This is a genomic window from Stutzerimonas azotifigens (assembly GCF_013522725.1).
GTDB lineage: Bacteria > Pseudomonadota > Gammaproteobacteria > Pseudomonadales > Pseudomonadaceae > Stutzerimonas > Stutzerimonas azotifigens_A.
Map to the genome: position 1 here is coordinate 306,374 of NZ_JAAMRF010000005.1, position 24,374 is coordinate 330,747.

General features: G+C 63.9%; 22 protein-coding genes. 14 read left to right on the forward strand and 8 right to left on the reverse strand.

Annotated features, from left to right (window positions below):
• Nucleotides 1–38: 38 nt before the first annotated feature.
• A complete protein-coding gene (locus G7026_RS12100; RefSeq protein WP_181071077.1) occupies nucleotides 39–677 on the reverse strand; it encodes a GNAT family N-acetyltransferase in 639 nt (212 codons plus the stop codon).
• 157 nt (nucleotides 678–834) lie between these two features.
• On the opposite strand from G7026_RS12100, the gene xthA reads away from it, so the two are divergent.
• The 10 genes from xthA to xylB all read left to right on the forward strand — a co-directional run bounded on the left by xthA (nucleotide 835) and on the right by xylB (nucleotide 12,977).
• Nucleotides 835–1,647 (forward strand): exodeoxyribonuclease III, encoded by an 813-nt coding sequence (gene xthA, locus G7026_RS12105; protein ID WP_181071079.1) that lies wholly within the window; start codon nucleotides 835–837, stop codon nucleotides 1,645–1,647.
• Between the two features lie 99 nt (nucleotides 1,648–1,746).
• Nucleotides 1,747–3,111 (forward strand): substrate-binding domain-containing protein, encoded by a 1,365-nt coding sequence (locus G7026_RS12110; RefSeq protein ID WP_181071081.1) that lies wholly within the window; start codon nucleotides 1,747–1,749, stop codon nucleotides 3,109–3,111.
• Between the two features lie 269 nt (nucleotides 3,112–3,380).
• A complete protein-coding gene (locus G7026_RS12115) occupies nucleotides 3,381–4,349 on the forward strand; it encodes a carbohydrate kinase family protein (protein ID WP_181071083.1) in 969 nt (322 codons plus the stop codon).
• Between the two features lie 43 nt (nucleotides 4,350–4,392).
• The gene (locus G7026_RS12120; protein WP_181071085.1) at nucleotides 4,393–5,298 is read left to right on the forward strand and encodes an AraC family transcriptional regulator; all 906 of its coding nucleotides are present in this window, start codon (nucleotides 4,393–4,395) and stop codon (nucleotides 5,296–5,298) included.
• Between the two features lie 238 nt (nucleotides 5,299–5,536).
• The gene (locus G7026_RS12125; RefSeq protein WP_181071087.1) at nucleotides 5,537–6,856 is read left to right on the forward strand and encodes an ABC transporter substrate-binding protein; all 1,320 of its coding nucleotides are present in this window, start codon (nucleotides 5,537–5,539) and stop codon (nucleotides 6,854–6,856) included.
• 87 nt (nucleotides 6,857–6,943) lie between these two features.
• Nucleotides 6,944–7,879, forward strand: coding sequence for a carbohydrate ABC transporter permease (locus G7026_RS12130; protein ID WP_181071089.1), 936 nt, complete (start codon nucleotides 6,944–6,946; stop codon nucleotides 7,877–7,879).
• Nucleotides 7,880–7,890: 11 nt separating this feature from the next.
• A complete protein-coding gene (locus tag G7026_RS12135) occupies nucleotides 7,891–8,724 on the forward strand; it encodes a carbohydrate ABC transporter permease (protein WP_181071105.1) in 834 nt (277 codons plus the stop codon).
• 71 nt (nucleotides 8,725–8,795) lie between these two features.
• Nucleotides 8,796–9,899, forward strand: coding sequence for an ABC transporter ATP-binding protein (locus G7026_RS12140; RefSeq protein ID WP_181071107.1), 1,104 nt, complete (start codon nucleotides 8,796–8,798; stop codon nucleotides 9,897–9,899).
• Between the two features lie 100 nt (nucleotides 9,900–9,999).
• The gene (locus tag G7026_RS12145; protein ID WP_181071109.1) at nucleotides 10,000–11,475 is read left to right on the forward strand and encodes a mannitol dehydrogenase family protein; all 1,476 of its coding nucleotides are present in this window, start codon (nucleotides 10,000–10,002) and stop codon (nucleotides 11,473–11,475) included.
• 14 nt (nucleotides 11,476–11,489) lie between these two features.
• Nucleotides 11,490–12,977, forward strand: coding sequence for a xylulokinase (gene xylB, locus G7026_RS12150; protein WP_181071111.1), 1,488 nt, complete (start codon nucleotides 11,490–11,492; stop codon nucleotides 12,975–12,977).
• Nucleotides 12,978–13,072: 95 nt separating this feature from the next.
• On the opposite strand, the gene G7026_RS12155 is transcribed toward xylB, so the two are convergent.
• Complete coding sequence (locus tag G7026_RS12155) at nucleotides 13,073–14,299, reverse strand: acyl-CoA dehydrogenase (RefSeq protein WP_181071113.1); 1,227 nt, start codon at nucleotides 14,297–14,299, stop codon at nucleotides 13,073–13,075.
• A gap of 142 nt (nucleotides 14,300–14,441) precedes the next feature.
• Between G7026_RS12155 and G7026_RS12160 the strand changes: the two genes are divergently transcribed.
• Complete coding sequence (locus G7026_RS12160; RefSeq protein ID WP_181071115.1) at nucleotides 14,442–15,359, forward strand: LysR family transcriptional regulator; 918 nt, start codon at nucleotides 14,442–14,444, stop codon at nucleotides 15,357–15,359.
• Nucleotides 15,360–15,373: 14 nt separating this feature from the next.
• On the opposite strand, the gene G7026_RS12165 is transcribed toward G7026_RS12160, so the two are convergent.
• The 4 genes from G7026_RS12165 to G7026_RS12180 form a co-directional block, all read right to left on the reverse strand.
• Nucleotides 15,374–16,393, reverse strand: coding sequence for a LacI family DNA-binding transcriptional regulator (locus G7026_RS12165; protein ID WP_181071117.1), 1,020 nt, complete (start codon nucleotides 16,391–16,393; stop codon nucleotides 15,374–15,376).
• Between the two features lie 70 nt (nucleotides 16,394–16,463).
• A complete protein-coding gene (locus tag G7026_RS12170; protein WP_181071118.1) occupies nucleotides 16,464–17,480 on the reverse strand; it encodes a TRAP transporter substrate-binding protein in 1,017 nt (338 codons plus the stop codon).
• A gap of 100 nt (nucleotides 17,481–17,580) precedes the next feature.
• Nucleotides 17,581–18,858, reverse strand: a complete 1,278-nt coding sequence (locus G7026_RS12175; protein WP_181071120.1) for a TRAP transporter large permease — start codon at nucleotides 18,856–18,858, stop codon at nucleotides 17,581–17,583.
• A 34-nt stretch (nucleotides 18,859–18,892) separates the two neighbouring features.
• Nucleotides 18,893–19,981: a gluconokinase, GntK/IdnK-type gene (locus tag G7026_RS12180; RefSeq protein ID WP_181071225.1), complete on the reverse strand. Its 1,089-nt coding sequence runs from the start codon at nucleotides 19,979–19,981 to the stop codon at nucleotides 18,893–18,895.
• Between the two features lie 219 nt (nucleotides 19,982–20,200).
• On the opposite strand from G7026_RS12180, the gene G7026_RS12185 reads away from it, so the two are divergent.
• Complete coding sequence (locus G7026_RS12185; RefSeq protein WP_181071122.1) at nucleotides 20,201–20,479, forward strand: peptidylprolyl isomerase; 279 nt, start codon at nucleotides 20,201–20,203, stop codon at nucleotides 20,477–20,479.
• Nucleotides 20,480–20,485: 6 nt separating this feature from the next.
• Here G7026_RS12185 and zapE read toward each other — a convergent pair whose 3' ends face one another.
• Nucleotides 20,486–21,604 carry a cell division protein ZapE gene (gene zapE, locus G7026_RS12190; RefSeq protein ID WP_181071124.1) on the reverse strand — a complete coding sequence of 373 codons (1,119 nt, stop codon included), beginning with the start codon at nucleotides 21,602–21,604 and terminating at the stop codon, nucleotides 20,486–20,488.
• 24 nt (nucleotides 21,605–21,628) lie between these two features.
• A complete protein-coding gene (locus G7026_RS12195; protein WP_181071126.1) occupies nucleotides 21,629–22,552 on the reverse strand; it encodes a LysR family transcriptional regulator in 924 nt (307 codons plus the stop codon).
• Between the two features lie 123 nt (nucleotides 22,553–22,675).
• On the opposite strand from G7026_RS12195, the gene G7026_RS12200 reads away from it, so the two are divergent.
• Together G7026_RS12200 and G7026_RS12205 are read left to right on the forward strand one after the other, a co-directional pair.
• Nucleotides 22,676–23,920 carry a D-amino acid dehydrogenase gene (locus tag G7026_RS12200; RefSeq protein WP_181071128.1) on the forward strand — a complete coding sequence of 415 codons (1,245 nt, stop codon included), beginning with the start codon at nucleotides 22,676–22,678 and terminating at the stop codon, nucleotides 23,918–23,920.
• Between the two features lie 24 nt (nucleotides 23,921–23,944).
• Nucleotides 23,945–24,298 carry a RidA family protein gene (locus tag G7026_RS12205; protein ID WP_181071130.1) on the forward strand — a complete coding sequence of 118 codons (354 nt, stop codon included), beginning with the start codon at nucleotides 23,945–23,947 and terminating at the stop codon, nucleotides 24,296–24,298.
• Nucleotides 24,299–24,374 lie beyond the last annotated feature (76 nt).

Sequence of the window (24,374 nt, forward strand, 5' to 3'; positions counted from 1 at the left end):
CTGCCGCGGTCGACGAAAATTCTCGGTGCGGCAATGGCTCAGCCGCCTGCCGTCTGCCGTTGTCGCGGCGCGGGATGAAAGAACAACTGCTCGACTACCGGCCCGATGGCCACCTCGCCCACCTCTTGGTACTCCTGGCGTTCGTAGAAATTTCGGTATCGGCTGTTGCCGGTGTCGATCACCAGGCCTTCGGAATTGGGATCGTCGGCACACCAGTCATGCAACGCCTCGAGCAACTGCTCGCCGTAACCATGCCCCTGGTACTTGGGGTGCACGCCCATCAGCGGTAGGACGTGAAAGGCGCCTGGCGGCAGGCAGCTCAGCACGGCGGCGCGGTAGTCGAGGTAACGCCGAGTGCAGCGAAAACCGGCCGACAGCAGCATGCGCATACGCCAGGCCCAGCTTTCGGTGACATCGAGTCTGCGCTGCGGCGGCACGATCAGCGCAGCGGCCACCAGACGATCATCCACCAGCAGCCCCAACGCCGGCTGGTCCTGAAAGAAATGCTGACGCACCAGCTCACGCACCGTTGCCCGTACCCGGTGGTCGTAACCCGGACGGTCGGCCTCGAACAGGTAGGAGAAGGTCGGTTCATGCCGGTAGGCGTGATACAGCAGCGAGCAGGTTTCCCGGGCATAACCGCTATCGAGCATGCGAATTTCGGCGGTGGTCGGCATGGCAGTTCTCGCATGAGGGTTACAGGGACGGTAGCACCGCGACAGGTGGCTCGCCACGCGTCCGGACCGGCGTCGGATGAAGCCCAAGCCGTCCTGTCGGGCTCGCCGACAGGGCCCTGAGCCTCTAGAATCTGCGCTTTTGCGAACCGGACAGCCCATGAAACTCGTTTCATTCAACATCAACGGCCTGCGTGCTCGCCCCCATCAGCTGGCCACCCTGATCGACAAACACCAGCCCGACGTCATAGGCCTTCAGGAGACCAAGGTCTCCGACGAGCAGTTCCCCCAGGCGGAGGTCGAGGCGCTGGGCTACCACGTCCATTACCACGGCCAAAAGGGTCATTACGGCGTCGCCCTGCTCTCGCGCCAGGCGCCGCTGGAAATCCACAAGGGGCTGCCAAACGACGGTGAGGAATCGCAAAAGCGCTTCATCTGGGGCCGCTTCGCCGATGCCAACGGCTCGCCCGTCACCGTGATGAACGGTTATTTCCCCCAAGGCGAAAGCCGCGACCATCCCATCAAGTTCCCCGCCAAGACAAAGTTTTACGCCGACCTGCAAGCCTTCATCGAGGAGCGCTTCACGCCCGATCAGGCCATCGCCGTGATGGGCGACTTCAATATCTCGCCGGAGGATTGCGACATCGGCATCGGCGAGGCGAACGCCAAGCGCTGGCTGCGCACCGGCAAATGCAGCTTCCTGCCCGAAGAGCGCGAATGGCTGTGCAAACTCAAGGCGTGGGGCCTGGAAGACAGCTTCCGCACGCTCAATGCCGAGGTGAACGATCGCTTCAGCTGGTTCGACTACCGCAGCCGCGGCTTCGAAGACACGCCTCGGCGCGGCCTTCGCATCGACCTGATCATGACCTCCAGCGGTTTGCGCCCACGCCTGAAGGACACCGGGGTGGATTACGAGATCCGCGCCATGGACAAACCCTCCGACCATTGCCCGGTCTGGGTCGAACTGGCCTGATCGAGAAATGTGACGCCCTTCCGACAGGCCGCACCCCGTCATGAATCGGTCATCGTTCTGACTTATTCTCCCCGCCTTCTTGGGAGGAGAGAGCTCGGCATGGACATCAACGGGGATAAGGGTCGCAGTTGGCACAACACGTTGCGCAGCCTGTCGCTGGCGCTGCTGGGACTGCTTCCGCTAGGCCAGGCGGCGGCACAGAACCTTGCCCAGCCGGTACTGCGCATTCAAGGCTCCAACACCGTCGGCGCCAAGCTCGCCCCGATGCTCGTTGCGGAGCTGTTCAGATCCGAAGGCTTCACGGACGTAGCCATCCGCCCCAGCGGGGTCGAAAACGAGCAACAGGTCAGCGCCAGGGACGCGCAGGGTCAGCCGATCATAGCGACCGTTGCCGCACATGGTTCGAGCACCGGCTTCGTCGGTTTGAAAAACGGCACAACCGATCTTGCGGCCTCCTCACGACCGATCAAGGACAGCGAACTGGCCGCCCTGGCGTTTCTCGGCGATCTCAAGAGCGTGCAGGCCGAGCAGGTCGTCGCCATCGACGGGTTGGCGATCATCGTGCACCCCTCCAACCCGATGCAAAGCATCTCTTCTGCTCAACTGGCGCGTCTGTTCGCCGGCCAGGTAAAGAACTGGTCCGAGATCGGCGGCGCCGATCTCTCCGTGAGGCTGCACGCACGCGACGACATGTCGGGCACCTATGACACATTCAAGGAGCTGGTCCTGGCCAGCCACTCGACATCACTGCACAGCAGCGCACTGCGCTACGAGTCCAACGATGAACTGTCCGCCGCCGTGGTGGGTGATCCTGGAGCCGTTGGCTTCGTCGGGCTGGCGTCGGTCGGCCGGGCCAAGGCGTTGGCGATTACCGACGGCAATTCGCTGCCGATGCTGCCGGAGACGACGACCGTTGCCACCGAAGACTACCCGCTGTCGCGCCGCCTGTTCTTTTACGCAGACCCATCTGGCAGTTCCGCCTGGGTCCGCCGTTTCATCGACTTTGCCCACAGCGATGCTGGCCAGGCGGTCGTGATAAAGGCTGGTTACATCGCCCAGAGTGTCCAGGCCGTGAGCCAGACACCGGCTCCGAGCATGCCGGCGGCTTATCGCCAGATGGCGCGCGAAGCCAAGCGGTTGACCGTCAACTTTCGTTTCGACGATGGCAGTGCGCGCCTCGACAACAAGGCCCAGCGTGACATCGAACGAGTGATCGCCTACCTGCGCGAACATGACCTGCTCCGCCAGCGTGCAGTACTGGTCGGCTTCGACGACTCCAATTCGGATCCCTCTCGCGCCGCATTGATATCCCGTCTGCGGGCCATGGCAGTCCGGCGTGAGCTCGCAAAAGGTGGCGTAATATTCAAGGAAATCAGCGGATTGGGAGACGAACTTCCAGTCGCTTCGAATGACGACGCGAACGGGCGAATCCGCAACCGGCGAGTTGAAATCTGGGTCTATTGAAGTCCCGCAAAGCATCCAGTCGGGGGCAGGTAACAATTTCGATTAATGCTGTATTTTCAAGGAGATAGAAGGATCTTCTAGATTTTCTCTAGTAATTAGACCAGAATCGTTATTTTTCAGTAACTTATAAGACTAATCTCGTGCTGTTTTTAAATTAAACAGCGCTGCTCTAATGACAAGAACGTATCACTGGCACAGCCGTTTCGTACTGTTGTCCGAGCCATGCCCGGACTAAGCTCCCCGCACCTATCGCGGATGGAAGCACCTGTATGTACCTGGTCTGTGGCGAAGCGTTGTTCGATGTCTTTGCTGGCGCACCCACCTCGGAGCGCAGCAATCGTCTGTCCCTCGAAGCCGTCGCGGGCGGATCGCCGTTCAACGTCGCGGTCGGTCTTAGCCGTCTCGGCGTCCCCGCCGCACTCTTCGGCGGCCTCTCCAGCGATTCGCTGGGCCGCCAGTTGCGCCAGGTACTCGCGCACGAACAGGTCGACGAGCGATACCTGATCCCGTTCGACGCACCCACCACGCTGGCGATGGTCGCGGTAGGTCTCGACGGCTCTCCGCAATACAGCTTTCGCGGCGAAGGGTGTGCCGACCGCCTGCTGCGCGAGGAGCATCTGCCGATGCTCGACGAGCGAGTCAGGGGTATTCACATCGGCTCCTACTCGCTGGTCGTACAGCCGGTCGCCGATACGATTTCGTCATTGGTGGCACGCGAGAGCGGACGTCGACTGATTTCGCTCGACCCCAACGTGCGCCTGAACGTGGAGCCGGCTTTGCCGATCTGGCGCGAACGCATCGAGCACCTGGCGCAGCAGGCCCATCTGATCAAGGTCAGCCTGGAAGATCTCGAAGTGCTCTACCCCGACCGCAGCGCAGAGGATGTCGCGCAAGACTGGCTGACCGACCGCTGCCAGCTGGTCGTACTCACCCGCGGTGCCGACGGGGCGCAAGCGTTCAGTCGACGCGCTGGCATGCTGCACAGCCCGGCGCTGCCGGTGCAGTTGCGCGATACCGTGGGCGCGGGCGATACCTTCCAGGCGGCGATGCTGACGTTCCTCTACGAACGCCAGCTCGATCGGCCCGAAGCACTGGCCATGCTCGATCGAGAGACCCTCATGCAGATGCTCGCCTTCGCCATGGAGGCCGCGGCGATCACCTGCTCGCGGACCGGCCCCGAGCTGCCCTACCGCCGCGAACTCACAACCCTGGAGCACCCGCCTGGAAATCATGGGTAAAAGCGCTATACCCTCTGCGGATTGGGCTCATGACAGTGGCGCCATGAAAAATATAAGAACGACTGATCCGTCCTACGAACTGATGGACGACCACAACGGCAACTCCCTGATCTACCGGGAGCACGGCTTCCCCTGTCCGCTGGTGCGCTGGCACAACCACAAGGAGTACGAGCTGCACCTGATCGTCGCCAGCTCCGGCAAGGTATTCATCGGCGACTATGTCGGCAACTTCGGGCCTGACAGCCTGTTCCTCACCGGCCCCCACCTGCCGCACAACTGGATCAGCCAGGTCGACGACGGCGAAGTCGTCCATAAGCGCGACATGCTGGTCAACTTTACCGACGAACTCTTCGAGGCCGGCAACAGCGTCTTTTCGGAACTGCGGCTGCTCGCGCCGATGCTCGAGCGGTCGCGCTACGGCATCGAATTCCGCTGCCCGCGTACCATCCGCCTGGCTCGAGAGCTGATGCAGCAGGTCGCCGACAGCCAGGGCGTCACCCGCCTGGGCTACTTCCTGATCATGCTCGAGCTGCTGGCTCGCTGCGACGACTATCAGCTGCTCTCCGGCGCCACCTCCGCGCAGTTGGGCGACGAACACCACGCCGATCGCACCAACCTCGCGGTGAACTACATCTTCGAGCACTACATGCGCGAGCTGCCGCTCGAAGAAGTCGCCGCCCACCTGGGCATGAAGCCAACCTACTTCTCTCGCTTCTTCAAACGCGCCACGGGCCGGTGCTTCGTCGAGTTCGTCAACAGCCTACGCATCAGCAAGTCCTGTGAATTGCTCGTGGAGAGTGACAAGCCCGTTACCGATGTCTGCTTCGAATCCGGTTTCAACAACCTTTCGAACTTCAATCGCCGCTTCCAGCAGCTCAAGGGCATGACCCCGTCGCGTTATCGACGCCTTGCGATGGTGCGTACGACGGAGCGGGCGCTGGCGACCTGATACGCATTTCCCGTCAAAAATTCGTTTGCCGCCCCGCGCTGCGGCTCAGACTGCGTATTCGCGCGAAAGCCAAATTGCTGACGAGTGCAAAATAGTACTAGTTCGAGTGTATTCACGGCTTTGTTGCCGAGAGCCGCCAGCGTTGTAATGGCTGCGAGAGGGCCGCGCTTCTAGCGTGGCATCCACAACAACAATAAAAACTTCCGACGCCGAGGTCGGCGTGGAAAAGGAGTCCGACATGCATATCGGCAAAACTCTTCTCGGTACCGCCTGCATTGGCACCGTCTGCCTGGTTCTGGCCAGCACAGCGTCGGCAGAAACCCTGACCATCGCCACCGTCAACAACGCTGACATGATTCGCATGCAGCGCCTCTCCAAGACCTTCGAGCAACAGCACCCCGACATCAACCTCAACTGGGTGGTGCTCGAGGAGAACGTGCTGCGCCAGCGCCTGACCACCGATATCGCCACCCAGGGTGGCCAGTTCGACGTGCTGACCATCGGCATGTACGAGGCCTCGCTGTGGGGCGCCAAAGGCTGGCTCGAAGCGATGCAGGACCTGCCGCAGAACTACGAGCTCGACGACGTCTTCCCCTCCGTGCGCGAAGGCCTGTCCGTCGACGGCACGCTGTACGCGCTGCCGTTCTACGCCGAAAGCTCGATGACCTACTACCGCACCGACCTGTTCGAGGCGGCGGGTATCGAAATGCCCGAGCGCCCGACCTGGACGCAAATGGCCGAGTTCGCCGAAAAGCTTCACCAGCCCGACAAGGACCAGTACGGCATCTGCCTGCGCGGCAAAGCAGGCTGGGGCGAGAACATGGCGCTGGTGACCACCGTCGCAAACGCCTTCGGCGCGCGCTGGTTCGACGAGAAGTGGCAACCGGAATTCACCGGCGAGGAATGGACCAAAGCGGCGAACTTCTACGTCGACACGCTGCGCAAGTACGGCCCGCCCGGCGCCTCGAGCAACGGTTTCAACGAAAACCTCGCCCTGTTCAACAGTGGCAAGTGCGCCATGTGGGTAGACGCCACCGTGGCCGGCTCGTTCGTCACCGACACCTCCCAGAGCCGCGTCGCCGATCAGGTCGGGTTCACCTTCGCGCCCCATGAAACCACCGAGAAAGGCTCGGCGTGGCTGTACTCCTGGTCGCTTGCGATCCCCGCCAGCTCCAAGAACAAGGACTCGGCCAAAGCGTTCACCGCCTGGGCGACTTCCAAGGAATATGCCGAACTGGTCGCCAAGACCGATGGCGTTGCCAACGTGCCACCGGGCACCCGCGAGTCGACCTACAGCGACGAGTATATGAAGGCCGCGCCCTTCGCTCGCGTGACGCTGGAATCACTCAAGCAGGCCGATCCAGCCGATCCGTCGGCCAAGAAGGTGCCCTATGTCGGCATCCAGCTGGTGACCATTCCCGAGTTCCAGGCCATCGGCACCCAGGTCGGCAAGATGTTCGCCGCGGCGCTGACCGGCCAGATGCCCGTCGAGCAGATGCTCAACGCCGTGCAGCAGTCGACGACCCGGGAAATGAAACGCGCCGGCTACCCGAAATAAGCCACTCCCACTTCTGTAACGGACATACGCATGGCCGGGTCGCCTCGATCCGGTCCGCTGCGCGTCGCTGTCCCCGGAGCACAGCCCATGACTAGCACCACGACCCTCGATACCGAGCGGGCCGGCGCCCCGCAGGATCGGCCCGCGTCCCGGCGCCGCGTAAAGCCCGGCTGGTTTCTGGTCAGCCCGTCGGTGGCGTTGCTGCTGCTGTGGATGATCGTGCCCCTGGGGATGACGGTGTACTTCTCCGTCATCCGCTACAACCTGCTCTACCCCGGCGAAAACGATTTCGTCGGGCTGGAGAACTTCGAATACTTTCTGACCGACGCGGGCTTCATGCCCGGCATGCTCAACACCCTGATCCTGGTCGGTAGCGTCCTGTTGATCAGCGTCGTGCTCGGCGTGCTGATCTCGGCGCTGCTGGAAGCGGCCGACTTCGCCGGACGGGGCATCACCCGCGTCCTGCTGATCTCGCCGTTCTTCATCATGCCGACGGTGAGCGCGCTGGTCTGGAAGAACCTGATCTACCACCCGGTCTCGGGCATCCTCGCCGCGGTCTGGCGGTTCTTCGGCGCGCAGCCGGTGGACTGGCTGGCCCAGCACCCGCTGTTGTCGATCGTGATCATCGTCTCGTGGCAGTGGCTGCCCTTCGCAATCCTGATCCTGATGACCGCCATGCAGTCGCTCGATCAGGAGCAGAAGGAAGCCGCCCGCCTCGATGGCGCCGGCCCGATCGCGATCTTCTGGCACCTGACGCTGCCCCATCTGGCGCGGCCGATCGCGGTGGTGGTGATGATCGAGACGATCTTCCTGCTCTCGGTGTTCGCCGAAATCTTCACCACCACCAGTGGCGGGCCGGGCTACGCCTCGACCAACCTCGCCTACCTGATCTACAACCAGGCGCTGCTGCAGTTCGACGTCGGCATGGCTTCGGCCGGCGGCCTGATCGCGGTGGTCATCGCCAACATCGCAGCGATCATCCTGGTGCGGATGCTCGGCAAGAACCTCACCGAAAAATACTGAGGCCAGAACCCATGCTGACGCTCAAACAAAGCCGCCGACTGAACACCACGCTGGTCGGCATCGCGGCCTGGACCGTGGCGCTGCTGCTGTTCTTCCCGATCTTCTGGATGCTGCTGACGAGCCTGAAGACCGAGATCGACGCCTTCGCCACGCCGCCGCAGTTCATCTTCACCCCGACGCTGGAAAACTACCTGCACATCCAGGACCGCAGCGGCTACTTCAGGTACGCCTGGAACTCGGTGACCATCTCCTTCGGCGCCACCGCGCTGGGCATGCTGATCGCTATCCCGGCGGCCTACTCCATGGCCTTCTACGAAACCAAGCGCACCAAAGGCACCCTGCTCTGGATGCTCTCGACCAAGATGCTGCCGCCGGTCGGCGTACTGGTCCCGATCTATCTGCTGGCCAAACAGTTCGGCCTGCTCGACAGCCGCAGCGTACTGATCGTGATCTACACGCTGATCAACCTGCCGATCATGGTCTGGATGATCTACACCTACTTCAAGGACGTCCCCCGCGACATCCTCGAAGCGGCCCGCATGGACGGCGCCACGATCTTCCAGGAGATGACCCGTGTGCTGCTGCCGATCAGCAAGGGTGGCCTGGCCTCGACCGTCCTGCTGTCGCTGATCCTGTGCTGGAACGAGGCCTTCTGGTCACTCAACCTGACCTCGGCCAACGCGGCCCCGCTGACGGCACTGATCGCGTCCTACTCGAGCCCCGAGGGGCTGTTCTGGGCCAAGCTCTCGGCGGTGTCCACCCTCGCCTGCGCACCCATCCTGATCTTCGGCTGGATCAGCCAGAAGCAGCTGGTTCGCGGCCTTTCCTTCGGCGCCGTGAAATGACCGGCCGCCCGATCACTCCATCGCTCGCGGCAGCCGCCGCGCGTCATGACGCTCTCTGAAGAGGAACTCCCATGGCAGACCTCAGGATTCATAACCTCAAGAAGGGCTTCGATGGTCACGAGATCATCAAGGGCATCGACCTGGACATCCGCGACCGCGAATTCGTCGTCTTCGTTGGCCCCTCGGGCTGCGGCAAGTCGACCCTGCTGCGGTTGATCGCGGGGTTGGAGGAAGTCAGCAACGGTCGCATCGAACTCGATGGCCGCGACATCACCGACCTGAGCCCGGCCAAGCGCGACCTGGCGATGGTGTTCCAAACCTATGCGCTCTATCCGCACATGACGGTGCGCAAGAACATGTCGTTCGCCCTCGACCTCGCCGGCGCCGACAAGCAGGAGGTGTCGCGCAAGATCGAAGAGGCGGCGCGGATTCTTGAACTCGAGCCGCTGCTCGAGCGCAAGCCGCGCCAGCTCTCCGGCGGCCAGCGCCAGCGCGTCGCCATCGGCCGCGCCATCGTGCGCAACCCGAAGATCTTTCTGTTCGACGAGCCGTTGTCGAACCTCGACGCCGCCCTGCGCGTGCAGATGCGCCTGGAGCTGGCGCGCCTGCACAAGGAGCTGCAGGCAACCATGATCTATGTGACCCACGACCAGGTCGAAGCCATGACCCTGGCGGACAAGGTGGTGGTCCTCAACGGAGGACGCATCGAGCAGGTCGGCTCGCCGATGGAGCTCTATCACCGCCCGGCCAACCTGTTCGTGGCCGGCTTCCTCGGCACCCCGAAGATGGGCTTTCTCAAGGGTAAGGTCGCCCGTATCGAGTCCGGCGGCTGCGAAGTCGAACTCGACGCCCAGTGCCGCCTGTTCCTGCCGGTCGACGGCGGCTCATTGAGCGTCGGTGCCCCGGTGACCCTCGGCATTCGCCCCGAGCACCTGAACCGTGGCAGCGAAGGCCAATGTCAGCTGCAGGTGAAGACTGACGTCAGCGAGCGCCTGGGCAGCGACACCTATTGCCACGTCGTCACACGCTCGGGCGAGGCGCTGACGATGCGCATCCGCGGCGATTTCACCCCGCGCTATGGCGAGCAGCTGAACCTGACCCTCGAGGCCACGCACTGCCACTTGTTCGACGAACGAGGCCAGGCGATCGGCCAACCGCTCGAGCAGGCCGCTTGAATCCGGGCCGCTGCGGCGGCCTGTCTTTCGTGGACCCGTTGCCGCAACCCCGTGCCGGCGACGGCGCTGCACCGACCTAATTACGCCAGCGAGACCGATCATGAAGCTGAACCAGAACAACCTGCCGAACCTGGACGCCCATGTGCGCCAGCCGACCTATCGCCTGGACAGCGTGACCGCCGGCATCGCCCACATCGGCGTGGGCGGCTTCCATCGTGCCCATCAGGCGGTCTATACCGAAGCCCTGATGAATGCCGGCGAAGGCCTGGACTGGGGCATCTGCGGCATCGGCACACGCCCTGAGGAGCGCGCCATGCGCGACGCGCTGGCCGGCCAAGACTACCTGTATACCCTGGTCGAACTCGACGATCGCCCCGATACCAACGTGCAGGTGATGGGCGCGATCCGCGACATGCTGCTGGTCGAGGACGGCTCCCGCGCGGTGATCGCCAAGCTCGCCGCCCCCGCCATTCGCATCGTTTCGTTGACCATCACCGAGGGCGGCTACTGCATGGACGACAGCACCGGCGAGTTCAACGCCGAGCTGCCCCTGATCCAGCACGACCTGATGAACCGCGACGAGCCGGTCAGCGTGTTCGGCCTGATCTGCGCCGCCCTCGCCGCTCGCCGGGACGCCGGTGTCCCGCCGTTCACCCTGATGTCCTGCGATAACCTGCCGCATAACGGCGAGGTCATGCGCAAAGCGCTAATTTCCTTCGCCACCCTGCTCGACCCGCAGCTGGCCGACTGGATCGCCGAGCACGTGAGCTTCCCCAACGCCATGGTCGATCGCATCACCCCGATGACCAGCACCCAGCACCGCCTCGACCTGCATGACGAGCACGGCATCGACGATGCCTGGCCGGTGGTGTGCGAACCGTTCCTGCAGTGGGTACTGGAAGACAAGTTCGTCAACGGCCGGCCCGATTGGGAAAAGGTCGGCGTACAGTTCACCGATGACGTCACCCCCTACGAAGAGATGAAGATCAAGCTGCTCAACGGCAGCCACCTGGCCCTGACCTACCTGGGCTGGCTGCGCGGCTACCGCTTCGTCCACGAAACCATGGCCGATCCGTTGTTCGTCGGCTACATCCGCGCCTACATGAATCTGGACGTGACTCCGCAACTGGCTGCGGTCCCGGGCATCGACCTGTCCGAGTACAAGGACACCCTCATCAGACGCTTCTCCAATCAGGCGATCGCCGATCAGCTCGAGCGCGTCTGCTCGGACGGGTCGTCTAAATTTCCCAAGTTCACCATACCGACTATCAACCGCCTGATCGCAGATAACGCCCAACTCGATCGCGCTGCATTAGTGGTGGCCGCCTGGGCGCTCTATCTCAAGGGCGTAGACGAACTCGGCAATCGCTACCGGATTCCCGATCCGCGAGCGGATTTCTGCCAGGCGCTGGTCGATGAGGACGAGGGGTTGGCCCAGCGTCTGCTCGGTCGCGAGGAAATCTTCGGCCCGCACCTGATTCGCTCCCCCGCCTTCGTCGAAGCCTTCGAACGCGGCCTGCAGCGCCTGCGCAGCCTGGGGGTCAAAGGCACACTCGAGCTGTTGCTCACCTACTGAACAGGAGGCGCTTCATGTACCTCGGCATCGACTGCGGCACCCAAGGCACCAAGGCGATCCTGCTCGATGCCGAAACCGGGCATGTACTGGGCGAAGGCTCGGCCTCTCACCTGTTGATCAGCGGGCCGAACGGCCACCGCGAACAGGAGGTGACGCAATGGGTCGACGCCTTCGAGCAGGCCACCCGTATCGCGCTCGCTCAGGCGGGTCGATCAGGCCTGGACGTACTCGGCATCGGCGTTTCGGGCCAGCAGCACGGGCTGGTCGCGGTGGATGCAGCCGGCCAGGTGCTGCGTCCAGCCAAGCTCTGGTGCGATACCGAGTCAACGCCGGAGAACGATGAGCTGCTGGCGCTGCTGGGCGGAGAGCAAGGTTCCCTGCAGCGCCTCGGGGTCGCCATCGCACCGGGTTACACACTGTCCAAACTGCTCTGGACACGGCGCCATCACCCGGCGCTGTTCGAGCGCATCGCTCACATCCTGCTGCCCCACGACTACCTCAACTACTGGCTCACCGGGCGCTGCTGCACCGAATACGGTGACGCCTCCGGCAGCGGCTACTTCAACGTGCGCACCCGCCAGTGGGACCTGCCGCTGCTGCGCCAGATCGACCCCAGCGGGCGCCTCGAGCGGGCCTTGCCCGAGCTGATCGAACCGCACGCACCGGTCGGCACGCTTCGCCCCGAGATAGCCGAACGCCTTGGCCTCAATCCTCACGCGCTGGTTTCCAGCGGCGGCGGCGACAACATGATGGGCGCCATCGGCACCGGCAACATCGCGCCAGGCATGATCACGATGAGCCTCGGCACCTCGGGAACGCTCTATGCCTATACCGATCGGCCAGCGGTGAGCCGTCATCCGGAGGTGGCCGCGTTCTGCTCGTCCTCGGGCGGCTGGCTGTCGCTGATCTGCACCATGAACCTGACCAACGCCAACGCCGTGGTGCGCGAGCTGCTACAACTGGATCTGGAGGGTTTCAGCGCGCTGGTAGCGCAGGCGCCAATCGGGGCCGAAGGCATCAGCATGCTGCCCTTTCTCAACGGTGAACGGGTACCGCCCCTGCCGAACACCACCGGCACCCTGCTCGGGCTGACCACCGACAACCTGACCCGCGCCAACCTGTGCCGCGCCGTGCTCGAGGGCACCACCTTCGGTCTGCGTTTCGGCCTGGACCTGCTGCACGACAACGGGATCGACAGCGACAGCATTCGGCTGATCGGCGGTGGCGCGAAAAGCCCGCTCTGGCGTCAGTTGGTGGCCGACAGCATGGCGATGCCGGTCATCTGCACCGAGCACAGCGAGGCGGCCGCCCTCGGTGGCGCGATACAGGCAGCCTGGTGCCTGGCCCGTCAGGACGACCCGGATGCCAGCCTGGTCGATATCTGCGAGCGATGCGTGCGGCTGGACGCGAGCAGTGCGGTGCGGCCAATCGAGCGCAACGTGCCGCTATATGACGAGGCCTACCGGCGCTACCGGGGGCACATCGAGGCGCTGTACGGCTGACGTACGCAAAATCTTCGCGGTGCTGCAAGGCCTGGTGTCTTGCTCGCTGACATGAAAAGGCCCGCATCTGCGGGCCTTGTCTTCATATCGTTCGATCAGTGGCTGCGCAACATTTCGCGTGGTACGTACTTGCCGAGCTCCATCTTGGCGATCGATGCGCGGTGAACTTCGTCCGGCCCGTCTGCCAGACGCAGGGTGCGCTGCATCGCATACCAGTGGGCCAGCGGGAAATCATCGGAAACACCGGCACCGCCGTGGATCTGGATGGCACGGTCGATCACCTTCAGCGCAACGTTTGGCGCCACGACCTTGATCTGGGCGATTTCGCTGGCAGCGATCTTGTTGCCGACCGTATCCATCATGTACGCGGCGTTGAGCGTCAACATGCGCGCCATGTTGATCTCGATTCGCGACTCGGCGATATGGTCGAGGTTGGCACCCAGGCGCGCCAGCGGCTTGCCGAACGCCGTGCGGCTCACCGAGCGCTCGCACATCAGCTTCAGGGCGCGCTCGGCGACACCCACCGAACGCATGCAATGGTGAATGCGGCCCGGCCCAAGGCGACCCTGGGCGATCTCAAAACCACGGCCCTCGCCCAGCAGCACGTTCTCGTATGGCACGCGCACGTTTTCCAGCAGCACTTCGGCATGGCCGTGCGGTGCATCGTCGTAACCGAATACCGGCAGCGGGCGGATCACCTTCAGGCCGGGCGCATCCATCGGCACGAGAATCATCGAGTGCTGCTGATGACGCGGCGCATCCGGGTTGGTCAGCCCCATGAAGATCATCACCTTGCAGCGCGGATCACAGGCACCCGAGGTCCACCACTTGCGGCCGTTGATGACCCACTCGTCACCCTCGCGCACGGCGCGGGCCTGCATGTTGGTCGCGTCGGAGGACGCCACGGCCGGCTCGGTCATGCCGAAGGCCGACCGGATCTCGCCGCGCAGCAATGGCTCGAGCCACTGTTTCTTGTGAGCCTCACTGCCGTAGCGCACCAGGACCTCCATGTTGCCGGTGTCCGGTGCCGAGCAGTTGAAGGCTTCGGAGCCCAGGCCCGAGCTGCCCATGATCTCGGCAAGCGGTGCGTATTCGAGGTTGGTGAGGCCGAAGCCGAGTTCCGAATCGGGCAAGAACAGGTTCCACAGCCCCTCGGCTTTTGCCTTCTCCTTGAGCTCTTCGACTATCGCGGTGGGCTGCCAGCGATCCCCCTCGCCGACCTGCTGATAGAAGACTTTTTCGGCCGGATAGACGTGTGTATCCATGAACGCCTGGACGCGCTCTCGCAGCTCTTGAACCTTGGGGGAGTAGGCGAAATCCATGGGAACTACCTTCTGCGGGTGGGTGTTGTGGCTGGAATGCTAGTTGAGGGCCTTTAATTTATCTAAGCTATTTTCGGTGTGTATTAACATTCATCACCGATATATGATCAGCAAAACAAATAGAAGCGGAGCACATACGGAAATGAATCTGAACAAGGTCGATCTCAATCTGTTCATCGTGTTCGATGCGATTTACACCGAGGCGAATCTCACCCGCGCCGGGCAGATCGTCGGCATCACTCAGCCGGCCGTTTCGAACGCACTGGCGCGTCTGCGCGAAACCTTCAACGACCCGCTGTTCGTACGCACCGCGCAAGGCATGGTGCCTACGCCAATGGCTCAGAACATCATTGGCCCGGTGCGCAACGCCTTGCAGCTGTTGCGGGTTTCGGTTCAGGAAAGCCGCACCTTCAATCCGCTACAGGCCAACAAGACCTTCCGCATCAGCATGACCGACCTCACCGAGGCGGTGGTCCTGCCGCCCCTGTTCCAGCGGCTGCGCCGGCTTGCGCCAAACGTGAAAATCGAAAGCATGCTGGCCAAGCGTCGCGAAACCACCAAGGAGCTCGCCGCCGGTCGACTGGATTTCGCCATGGATGCGCCGCTCAACACCGACCCGCAGGTCCGCCATGTCAAATTGCTGGAGGACCGCTACGTCTGTGCCATGCGCCGCGGGCATCCGCTGGCCAAGGAGCGCCTCAGCGTCGAAGAGTATCTGTCGCTGTCTCACATCCACATTTCCAGCCGCCGCAGCGGCTTGGGCATGGTCGACCTGGCCCTCGGCAAGATGGGCCAGCAACGCAAGATCGCCCTGCGCTCGCAGCACTACATGATGGCGACCCAGGTGATCCAGCAGACCGACATGGCGGTGACCGTGCCGGAGCGCTTCGCCCGTCGTCATGACCTTCATCAAACGCCGTTGCCCGTGGATATCCCGATATTGGAAACGCACATCTACTGGCATGAGAGCACTGACCAGGATCCGGCCAACCGCTGGATGCGTGAGCAGATGATCGAGATCGCCCAGCAAGTCACCGCCCAGGCCAACCGGGCTGAGTGAGCACGCGCAGCGCCTCAGGCGCTGTCGCGCATCACTACCTCGAAGCCGACATCGATGCGCCGCTGCGGCGGCTGCTCGCCGCGCATCAGGCTCAGCAGCATCTGTCCGGCCAGCTCGCCGATCCGCCCCCGGGTCGTGCGCACGGTGGTCAGTGCAGGATGCATCCAGGCCGCTGCCGGCAGGTCGTTGAACCCGGCAATGGCGAGCCGCTGCGGCACCTCGAGTTGTAGCTGGCGAGCACGAAACAGGGCCCCCAGCGCCAGGTCGTCGTTGTTGAAGAACACCGCATCGATTTCCGGATGCCGGGCCAGCAACTGGTCGAGCAGCTCGGCGCCCAGACCAATGGAAGACATCGCAGGCGTCAGCAGTTCCAGCGCCGGCTCATGGCGCCCTGCTTCGCGCATCGCCTGGCGGTAGCCTTCGGCGCGCTGCAGGGTGCGCGGATCGAGTTGCGCCGCGGCGAACGCGATGTGCCGATAGCCGCGCTGCAGCAAATGGCGCGTCATCTGCGCACCGGCATCGAACTGCGAAAAGCCGACGCAGTAATCCTCTTCGGCGTCGCTCAGCTCCATCAGGGTGACGATCGGGCTGTCGTAATTGCCAAGCACCTCGCGCGCCGCATCGCTGCGCTCGAAGCCGGTCACCAAGAGCCCGGCCGGCTGATGCGCCAGATAAGCCCGCAGCAAGCGCTCGTCCTCCTCGGGACGGTAGTGGCTTACGCCGATCATCAACTCATAGCCTGCCGGCATCAGCACCCGCTGGATGGCTTCGACGGTATCGACGAACACCGCGTTGGATAGCGACGGAATGATCACCGCCACCAGATTGGAACGCGCACTCGCCAGGCTTCGAGCGGCCGGGTGCGGCACGTAGCCCAGCGCCCGCACCGCCTCCATGACCCGCTCGCGCAGGGCATCGGATACCCGCTCGGGCTGCGACAGCGCCCGCGATGCGGACATCAGCGAACAGCCGGCGCTTTTGGCGACATCGGACAGGGTGGCTCGCTCCGGCGAGCGGCGACGACGAGAACTCATGACGGATCCAGAAGCTGGGGAGGCGCGATTCTACCGTTTGGCAGGCGCCTCCGAAGAGGCGCCGAGACGCTTACTGCGGTGCTTTTTCGATTTCGGCCTGAACCTGGTCGAACAGCGACTGGCCTACCGTGTCGATCACCGTCTGGATCGCCGGCTTGGCTTTCTCGCGCATCCGCGCGACCTCTTCGGGGGTGACCTCGTTGATCTGCATGCCCCGTTCCTTGATCGACGCCAGTGCCTCGCGCGCTTCGGCGCGAGTGTCTTCGCGTTCCGAGTCACGCGCCTTCACGGCCGCCTGCATGATGATGTCCTGCTCGGTCTTGGACAGGCCGTCCCACCAGCGCTTGGACGCGGTCACGATCCAGGGGCTGTAGACGTGGTTGGTCACGCTCAGGTACTTCTGCACCTCGTAGAACTTGGAAGAAAGGATGGTGTTGTAGGGGTTTTCCTGGCCATCGACCGCCTTGGTTTCCAGCGCGGTGAACAACTCGGAGAACGGCAGCGGCACGGCGTTGGCGCCCATCTGACGGAAGGTGTCGATGAACACCGGGTTGGGCATCACCCGCAGTTTCACGCCGTTGAAGTCTTCCATCTTCTCGATCGGGCGGACGTTGTTGGTCAGGTTGCGAAAGCCGTTTTCCCAATAGACCAGACCGACCATGCCCTTGGCTTCCAGCGCGTCCATCACCTGGCGCCCAACCGGGCCGTCAAGCACGTGGTCGGCCTGCTTCTCGTTGATGAACAGAAACGGCGTGTCCCACACGGCCATTTCCTTGGCGATGCCGACCAGCGTCGCGGTCGAGCCCACCATCATCTCCTGGGCGCCGCCAATCAGCGCGTTCTGCATCTGATCGTCGGAACCGAGGCTGGCGGAAGCAAAAGTGCGCATCTTCAGCTTGCCACCCGAGGCCTTGGCGACCTCCTCGGCGAGCAGCTTGGCCGCGCGTCCCTGGTTGCTGTCTTCATTGAGGCCGTAGCCGAAGCGGATCATCCGTGGGCGGATATCGTCAGCGGCCTGGGCGCTGATCGCAGCGAAGGAACCACCCAGAGTGGCCGCCGCCAGGGTGGCGATGAGGAAACGTTTCATGGCGCTATACCTTTTGTTGTTGTGTGATGGTGGTGGAACCTCCGGCGCCAGGGCGACGGAGACAGGCCCGCGCTACCGCCCGGGCCGGAATCTGTGAAGCTCAGCGCAGCCAGGCCAGCGGCGCGGTAATGATCGAAGGCGCAAAGACCAGCAGCACGACGATGGCCATATAAATCAGGAAGAACGGCACTACCCCACGCACCAGGGTTTCCATGCGCAGCCGACCGATGCCTCCGACCACATTGAGCACCGTCCCTACGGGCGGCGTGATCAGGCCGATCGAACCGATCAGCACGAACATCACACCGAAATAGACCGGGTCGATGCCCGCCTTGATGGCGATCGGGGCCAGCACCGGGCCGAGGATGAGGATCGTCGGGGTCAGGTCGAGCACCATGCCGACGGCGATCATCAGCAGCATGATGGCAATCATCAGCAGCTTGGGGTTTTCCGCCAGCGGCCCGAGCATCACAGCGATCTCGTCGGGCAACTGTGCCAGGGTGATCATGTACGCCGATACGGTCGCCGCGGCGCAGAGGAACATCACCGAGGCGGTGGTACGGCTGGCACGGGTCAGTACTTCGACCAGCCCCGCCCAATTGAGCTCGCGGTACAGCAGCGTGGATACGGCAAGCGCATAGACCGCCGCCACCACCGCCGCTTCCGTCGGCGTGAACAACCCGCCGCGCAGACCACCGACGATGATCACCGGCAGCATCAGCGCCGCCGCGCCGTCGACCAGTACCTTGCGGCGCACCGCGACGCTGGCCTTTTCCTGCTTGGGCTCGTCGATCTTGCGGGCGATGATGGTCCAGGCCACCACCAGCCCCATGCCCATGATCAGCCCCGGCACCATGCCGGCGAGGAACAGCTGGCTGATCGAGGTATTGGTCACCACCCCGTAGATCACGAAGGGCATCGACGGCGGAATGATCGGCGCGATGATGCCGCCCGCCGCCACCAGCCCTGAAGACGAACTCAACGGATAGCCGCGCTCGCGCATCATCGGCAGCAGCAGGGTCGCCAGTGCGGCGGTGTCGGCCAGCGCCGAGCCGGACATGCTCGCCAGCAACACCGAGGCGGCGATGGCGACGTAGCCCAATCCACCTCGTTTGTGGCCGAAATAGGCCTGCGCCATGGCGATGATGCGGCGCGAAATGCCGCCTGCATTCATCAACTCGCCGGCTAGGATAAAAAAAGGTACGGCCAGCAGCGGAAAACTGTCGGCACCGGCCTGCAGGTTCTGGGCGAGCAGTTGCACGTCCCAGAAATCGAGGTACCACATCAGCACCGCGCCGGTGAGGATCAGCGCGAAGGCGATCGGCATGCCGAAGGCCATGAAGCCGAGCAGTGAAGAGAGAAAAACCACGACGGTCATGTTCGATCCTCGGTGGGCAGTGCCCGTCTTGTTATCAGTCGGCGGTGACGTTGGCGGTAGCGGCCGGCGGTGTGTCGACCCGGCGCCAGACGTTCACCAGTTGCACCAGCGCCAGGATCGCCAGCGCCAGCATGCTCGCCAGAATCGGCAGTGTGGCCAGAGCCAGCGGGTAACCCACCACCGGGCTGTTGATGGTCCAGCCGAACTGCATCTGGTTCCAGCCGCCCATGGCCGCCAGCAGGCTGGCACCTGCCACCAGCAGCCAGCTGATGCTGTCGACCAGACGGCGCAACGCGTTAGGAAAACGATCGCGCAGCATGCCGAAACTCATCAGCTCGCCGCGGCGCATGCTCGAGGCGACGCCGACGAACACCAGCCAGACGAAGGCCAGGCGCGACAGCTCCTCCGCGCCGGTCCAGCCGGTGCCGAAGGCGTAGCGGAGCACCACGCTGCTGAACACGACGATGACCATGAAGGCCATCAACGCCGCCATCAGCCAATCGGTAAGCCGATCGAAACCCTGCGCCAGCATCCCGGTGTAGATCGGCTCGCGGGTCAAGGGCGGCGCATGGCGCGGCGAAGTGTTAGCGCTATCAACTGGCTGTGCGGAAAGATCGACACGCGTCTCGATGCCCTCCCCCGGTGTGCATTCGACCCAGGCGACTATTTCGGTCAGGACGCGCTCACGCGGCTGACTCGCATCGATAATCAACACGCGCTGCTCGCCTGCAGGCGATTCGAGCGTGGCGAACTGGCTATCGACCAGGGAGATCGGCATGAAATGACCGGCACGCCCGCCGACTCGCTCCACGGCCGTGTCGTAATCCACTTCGAGATGCGCGAAGCACAAGTTTGGTACGGCTTCGCGCAGCAAGTTTCGATAGCTGCGTTTGAGCGCCGAGCACGCAAGAACGAAGCCGACGCCGTCCTCGACCGCACGGCGCATTTCGACCGTCAACCGCTGCAACCACTCGATGCGGTCGGCATCGGACAGCGGCGTGCCGGCGCGCATGCGCTGGACGTTTTCTTCAGGATGGAAATGATCGGCTTCGATATGGCGATAGCCCAGGGTCTGGGCGACGGCGAGACTGGTCTCGGTCTTGCCCGATCCGCTGACGCCCATCACCACCAATGTCCGGCAGACCGCCGAACGCGGGGTTTGAGAAGGGGAATCCACTGGCGACTCTCCGGCAACATCTGGTGTTGCATTGTGTTTGTTTTGCTCGATGGTAGCGCTACCAAATACAAATGACAAACCGCTTTTGCATCGACTCACACAGCCAGGGCTGCGGATTTGCCGTGAGCCTGTCTACAATCGGGTCCGCGTTCGAGGAGTACCGATATGCCAAAAGCCATGGCCCGCCACATCCTGGTCAAGACCGAAGCCGAGGCCGCGCAGCTGAAGAAGCGCCTGGCCAACGGCGAGGCCTTCGACGTGCTGGCGCGCAAGCATTCCACCTGCCCGTCTGGCAAGAAAGGCGGCGATCTCGGCGAGGTCCGCCCCGGCCAGATGGTGCGCAGCATCGATCAGGTAATCTTCAAGAAGGCGCTTCGTGAAGTGCACGGCCCGGTGAAAAGCCAGTTCGGCTATCACCTGGTGCAGGTGTTTTACCGCGAGTGAGGTGACTCAGCGGACGCCGAAGCGTTGCAGCTGCATCTCACGCAGGCGGCTCGAGGTACGGCGAAAGGCGAACGACAGATAACCAAGGGTATAGAGCGCCTCGAGCGGCACTTCGGCTTCCAGATAGAGCGGCACGCGGCGGTCGTAACATTCGTCGACCAGCGCGATGAAGCGTCTGACCCCGTCGTCCTGCGGGGCGAGCTTGGGTAACTCGCGGTCGCCAGCCAGCACCTGCACGGCCGCGTCCTCGGTACCACGGGCGATGCGCCCTTCGCGCGGCGCGCTGCCCAGCGCCGGAATCTCGCTGATGAATATTGATGTGAACCGGTCGCACAACTCGATGAAATCGGCCGCCGCGAACGGCTTCTCGCAGAGTTCCTCATAACGGCACCACAAGGTGCGTTCGCTGCAGCGCACCACCTCGAGCGGGCGGCGCCCGACGATGAGCGGACCCCGTTGCCCCACCTCGGCGCCCGCCACCCGCTCGAATTCAGCCTCCAGCCCGCTGACGATTCCCGGCTCGCGCACCCAGTAGCGCGACTGGACTGCACCCGGATGCAGGCGATGGTCCTGGTCACCGTCGACCGCGACCACCTGCATGTGGCGTTCGATCGCCGCGATCGCCGGGAGGAAGCGTTCTCGATTGAAACCGTCGCCATAGAGCTCATCGGGCTGGTGATTGGACGTCGCGATCACCACAACGCCGTGGCCGAACAGCTCCTGGAACAACCGCCCCAGGATAATCGCGTCGCCGATGTCGCTGACGAACAGCTCGTCGAAGCAGAGCACCCTCACCTCACCGCCCAACTCTCGCGCCAACGCCCGTAACGGGTCCGCGGTACCGTTGAGTTGGAACAGGCGCCTGTGCACCCAACGCATGAAGTGGTGGAAATGCTGCCGCCGCGCCGGTACCCGCAGGCATTGATGGAACTGGTCCATCAACCAGGTCTTGCCGCGGCCGACCGGCCCCCAGAGGTAGACGCCCCTGGGTGGCTCGCCTGGACAATGCAGCGCCTGATGGCAATCCTCCAGCCGCATTACCGCACGCCGCTGCGCCTCGTCGGGTACGAAGCCGGCGTTGTCGATGGCCTGCTGGTAGCGCCTGAGCGGCGAGTTTTCGATCATGGGCTACGGTGCAAAAGCGCGATGTTAGCGCACCCCGGCAGCGGGCCGCTCGGCAGCCAACAGGCGTTCCGCTTGGGCGAGGATCTGCTCGAGCAGTGCCGTCTGCGCCGGCACCGGTTGTTCGTGGACACGGGTCAGCGCATAAACCGGCACGGTAATGGCCGGCTCGAGCAACCGCGCCTGAACTTCACCGCCATCGGCCGCCAGCGCGGTGAGCGGATCGACCAGCGCAACGCCCTGCCCCGAAGCCACCAGCTGGCGTGCCAGTTGATAGGTCTGCACCCAGGTATCGATGCGCGGCGGTGGATCCAGCTCCTCGAGATGCCCGCGCAGCAGGCCGCCCAGCGCGTCCCGTGTGTCGAGCCCGATCAGCGACACCCCCACTAACGCCTGCAACCTGACTGGATTCGACAGTTCTTCCGCCGGCCACCAGCCCGGCGGTGCGATCACCCGCATGCGCCCCTCGGTCAGCAACCGCGTGCTCAATCCAGGATGCTCGACCGCCTGCAGGGTCAACCCGAGGTCGGCCTCGCGCAGCAGGAGCGCCTCGACGATTTCAGCCGTGTGCTGAGTCGCGAGCTGGCAGCGGGTGCGCGGATAACGCTCGCGCCAGGCGCGCACCGCCTGCGGCAGCAGTGCCTGTGCCAACGCCGGAGTGCAGATCAGACGCAGGGCGCACTCCTCGCCGCGGCCGAGGTTGTCCGCCAGCCGTCGAAGGTTCTGCAGGTCGATCGCCAGGCGTTCGGTCTGTTGCTGAAGAACACGCGCCTCGGCCGTCGGCTGGAGCTTGCCACGCACCCGGTCGAACAGGGCGAAACCCAGCTGCTGTTCGGCATGTTTGAGGATCTTGCTCGCCGCCGGCTGGGAGATGTGCAGCAGCTCGGCCGCCGCGGTGAGGCTGCCGGTTTGCAGAATCGCCTGGAACAGCTCGATGTGACGCAGACGCATGCCGCTATCCTCCCTTCCGTCACCCGAGCATAACCCTGGGTTATGGACGACCTCCATCCTTTCATTGGCCGCTCCGCTCGATAGCGAACTAGGCTCAGCTGATCGGATTCGGGGAGTGGCGGCATGCGGATAGCAGTCATCGGCGGCGGTGTGATCGGGCTGACCACGGCCTATTCTCTGGTCCGCCAGGGCCACCAGGTCGAGCTGATCGAGCGACGCGACGAGGTAGCGCTGGAAACCAGCTTTGCCAATGGCGGGCAACTCAGCTACCGCTACGTGTCGCCCTTGGCCGATGCCGGCGTGCCGCTCCAGGCCCTCGGCTGGATGCTGCGCAGAGACGATGCACCGCTGCGTTTCAGGCCCCGCGTGAGCCCTCATCAATGGCGCTGGTGCCTGCGCTTCCTGCTCGCCTGCCGACGCTCGGTCAACCGGCGCAACGCGGCACATCTGCTGCGCCTGGCACTACACAGCCAACAGATTCTGTGCACCTGGCGGGAGCAGGACCGGCTGGACGGATTCGACTGGCGCGCCAACGGCAAGCTGGTGATCTATCGCGACCGCGCCAGCCTTCGCAAGGCGTCGCCCGGCGTTGACGACACGGCTGGGCAAAGGCTGCTGGACGCAGGGCAATGCGTCGACGTGGAGCCTGCGCTGGCACCGCTTGCTGCAGCGCTGCAGGGCGGTATCTACTCCCCGGGCGATGAGGCGGCCGACTGTCACCAGTTCTGCCAGCAGCTGTTGCAACGGCTCTGCGGGTTACCGGCATTCCGACTGCATGCCGGCCAGGCCGTGACGGCGCTGCGTACCGAGCGCAATCGCGTGCAGGCGATCATGCTCGACGAAGGCGAGCTTGCCGTCGACCATCTGGTGGTTGCCGCCGGCACCGCCAGCGTCGCGCTACTGCGGCCCCTGGGTATCGACCTGTCGATCTACCCGCTCAAGGGCTACAGCCTGACCCTGCCACTGGCCGGCGAAGCGAACGTGCCGCAGACCAACGTGACCGATTACGACAACAAGGTGGTCTATGCCCGCCTCGGTGACCAGTTGCGAGTCGCCGCCATGGTGGATATCGGCGGCTGGGACAACGACCTGGACCCGGGGAGGATCGGCACGCTGCAGCGCCTGGCCAGCGAAACCTTTCCGGCAGCGGGCGACTACCGCAACGCCCGGCAATGGGCTGGCCTGCGCCCCGCGACGCCGGAAGGCACGCCGCTGCTCGGACGCAGCGGCGTCGACAACCTCTGGCTCAACGTCGGCCATGGCAGCCTCGGCTTCACCCTCGCCTGCGGTAGCGCCGACCTGCTCAGCAGCCTGATCGGCGGATACCTGCCGGCCGTCTCCCTGGACGGACTGACACTTACTACTTGAATACAACCACGACGAGGACGCCCCATGGCCCTGCAACGTATCGAAAGCAACCCACGCATGTCCGCAGCAGTCACCTATGCCGACCTGGTGTTTCTTGCCGGCCAGGTGCCCGACGACCGCAGCCTGGATGCTAGCGGACAGACCCGTGAGGTGCTGGCCACGATCGATCGGCTACTGGAGGCCGCGGGCTCGGACCGAGGGCGTCTGCTCAGCGCGCAGATCTGGCTCAAGGATATCGATGCCGACTTCGCCGCGATGAACGAAGTCTGGAGCGCCTGGCTACCCGAGGGCTGCGCGCCGGCCAGGGCGACTGTACAAGCGTCTCTGGCTTCGCCGCAGGTGCTGGTGGAAATCATGGTGATCGCAGCGCGGGCCTGACCCTCGCCAGTCACCGCCCTACACCGCCGGGATCGTCACGGACGAGACGGTGGCGACCGCTGATCCGACTTATCAC

Coding starts and splice junctions, on each gene's coding strand:
- G7026_RS12100 (WP_181071077.1), bottom strand. CDS start 677: ATGCCGACCACCGCCGAAATTCGCATGCTCGATAGCGGTTATGCCCGG.
- xthA (WP_181071079.1), top strand. CDS start 835: ATGAAACTCGTTTCATTCAACATCAACGGCCTGCGTGCTCGCCCCCAT.
- G7026_RS12110 (WP_181071081.1), top strand. CDS start 1,747: ATGGACATCAACGGGGATAAGGGTCGCAGTTGGCACAACACGTTGCGC.
- G7026_RS12115 (WP_181071083.1), top strand. CDS start 3,381: ATGTACCTGGTCTGTGGCGAAGCGTTGTTCGATGTCTTTGCTGGCGCA.
- G7026_RS12120 (WP_181071085.1), top strand. CDS start 4,393: ATGAAAAATATAAGAACGACTGATCCGTCCTACGAACTGATGGACGAC.
- G7026_RS12125 (WP_181071087.1), top strand. CDS start 5,537: ATGCATATCGGCAAAACTCTTCTCGGTACCGCCTGCATTGGCACCGTC.
- G7026_RS12130 (WP_181071089.1), top strand. CDS start 6,944: ATGACTAGCACCACGACCCTCGATACCGAGCGGGCCGGCGCCCCGCAG.
- G7026_RS12135 (WP_181071105.1), top strand. CDS start 7,891: ATGCTGACGCTCAAACAAAGCCGCCGACTGAACACCACGCTGGTCGGC.
- G7026_RS12140 (WP_181071107.1), top strand. CDS start 8,796: ATGGCAGACCTCAGGATTCATAACCTCAAGAAGGGCTTCGATGGTCAC.
- G7026_RS12145 (WP_181071109.1), top strand. CDS start 10,000: ATGAAGCTGAACCAGAACAACCTGCCGAACCTGGACGCCCATGTGCGC.
- xylB (WP_181071111.1), top strand. CDS start 11,490: ATGTACCTCGGCATCGACTGCGGCACCCAAGGCACCAAGGCGATCCTG.
- G7026_RS12155 (WP_181071113.1), bottom strand. CDS start 14,299: ATGGATTTCGCCTACTCCCCCAAGGTTCAAGAGCTGCGAGAGCGCGTC.
- G7026_RS12160 (WP_181071115.1), top strand. CDS start 14,442: ATGAATCTGAACAAGGTCGATCTCAATCTGTTCATCGTGTTCGATGCG.
- G7026_RS12165 (WP_181071117.1), bottom strand. CDS start 16,393: ATGAGTTCTCGTCGTCGCCGCTCGCCGGAGCGAGCCACCCTGTCCGAT.
- G7026_RS12170 (WP_181071118.1), bottom strand. CDS start 17,480: ATGAAACGTTTCCTCATCGCCACCCTGGCGGCGGCCACTCTGGGTGGT.
- G7026_RS12175 (WP_181071120.1), bottom strand. CDS start 18,858: ATGACCGTCGTGGTTTTTCTCTCTTCACTGCTCGGCTTCATGGCCTTC.
- G7026_RS12180 (WP_181071225.1), bottom strand. CDS start 19,981: ATGGGCGTCAGCGGATCGGGCAAGACCGAGACCAGTCTCGCCGTCGCC.
- G7026_RS12185 (WP_181071122.1), top strand. CDS start 20,201: ATGCCAAAAGCCATGGCCCGCCACATCCTGGTCAAGACCGAAGCCGAG.
- zapE (WP_181071124.1), bottom strand. CDS start 21,604: ATGATCGAAAACTCGCCGCTCAGGCGCTACCAGCAGGCCATCGACAAC.
- G7026_RS12195 (WP_181071126.1), bottom strand. CDS start 22,552: ATGCGTCTGCGTCACATCGAGCTGTTCCAGGCGATTCTGCAAACCGGC.
- G7026_RS12200 (WP_181071128.1), top strand. CDS start 22,676: ATGCGGATAGCAGTCATCGGCGGCGGTGTGATCGGGCTGACCACGGCC.
- G7026_RS12205 (WP_181071130.1), top strand. CDS start 23,945: ATGGCCCTGCAACGTATCGAAAGCAACCCACGCATGTCCGCAGCAGTC.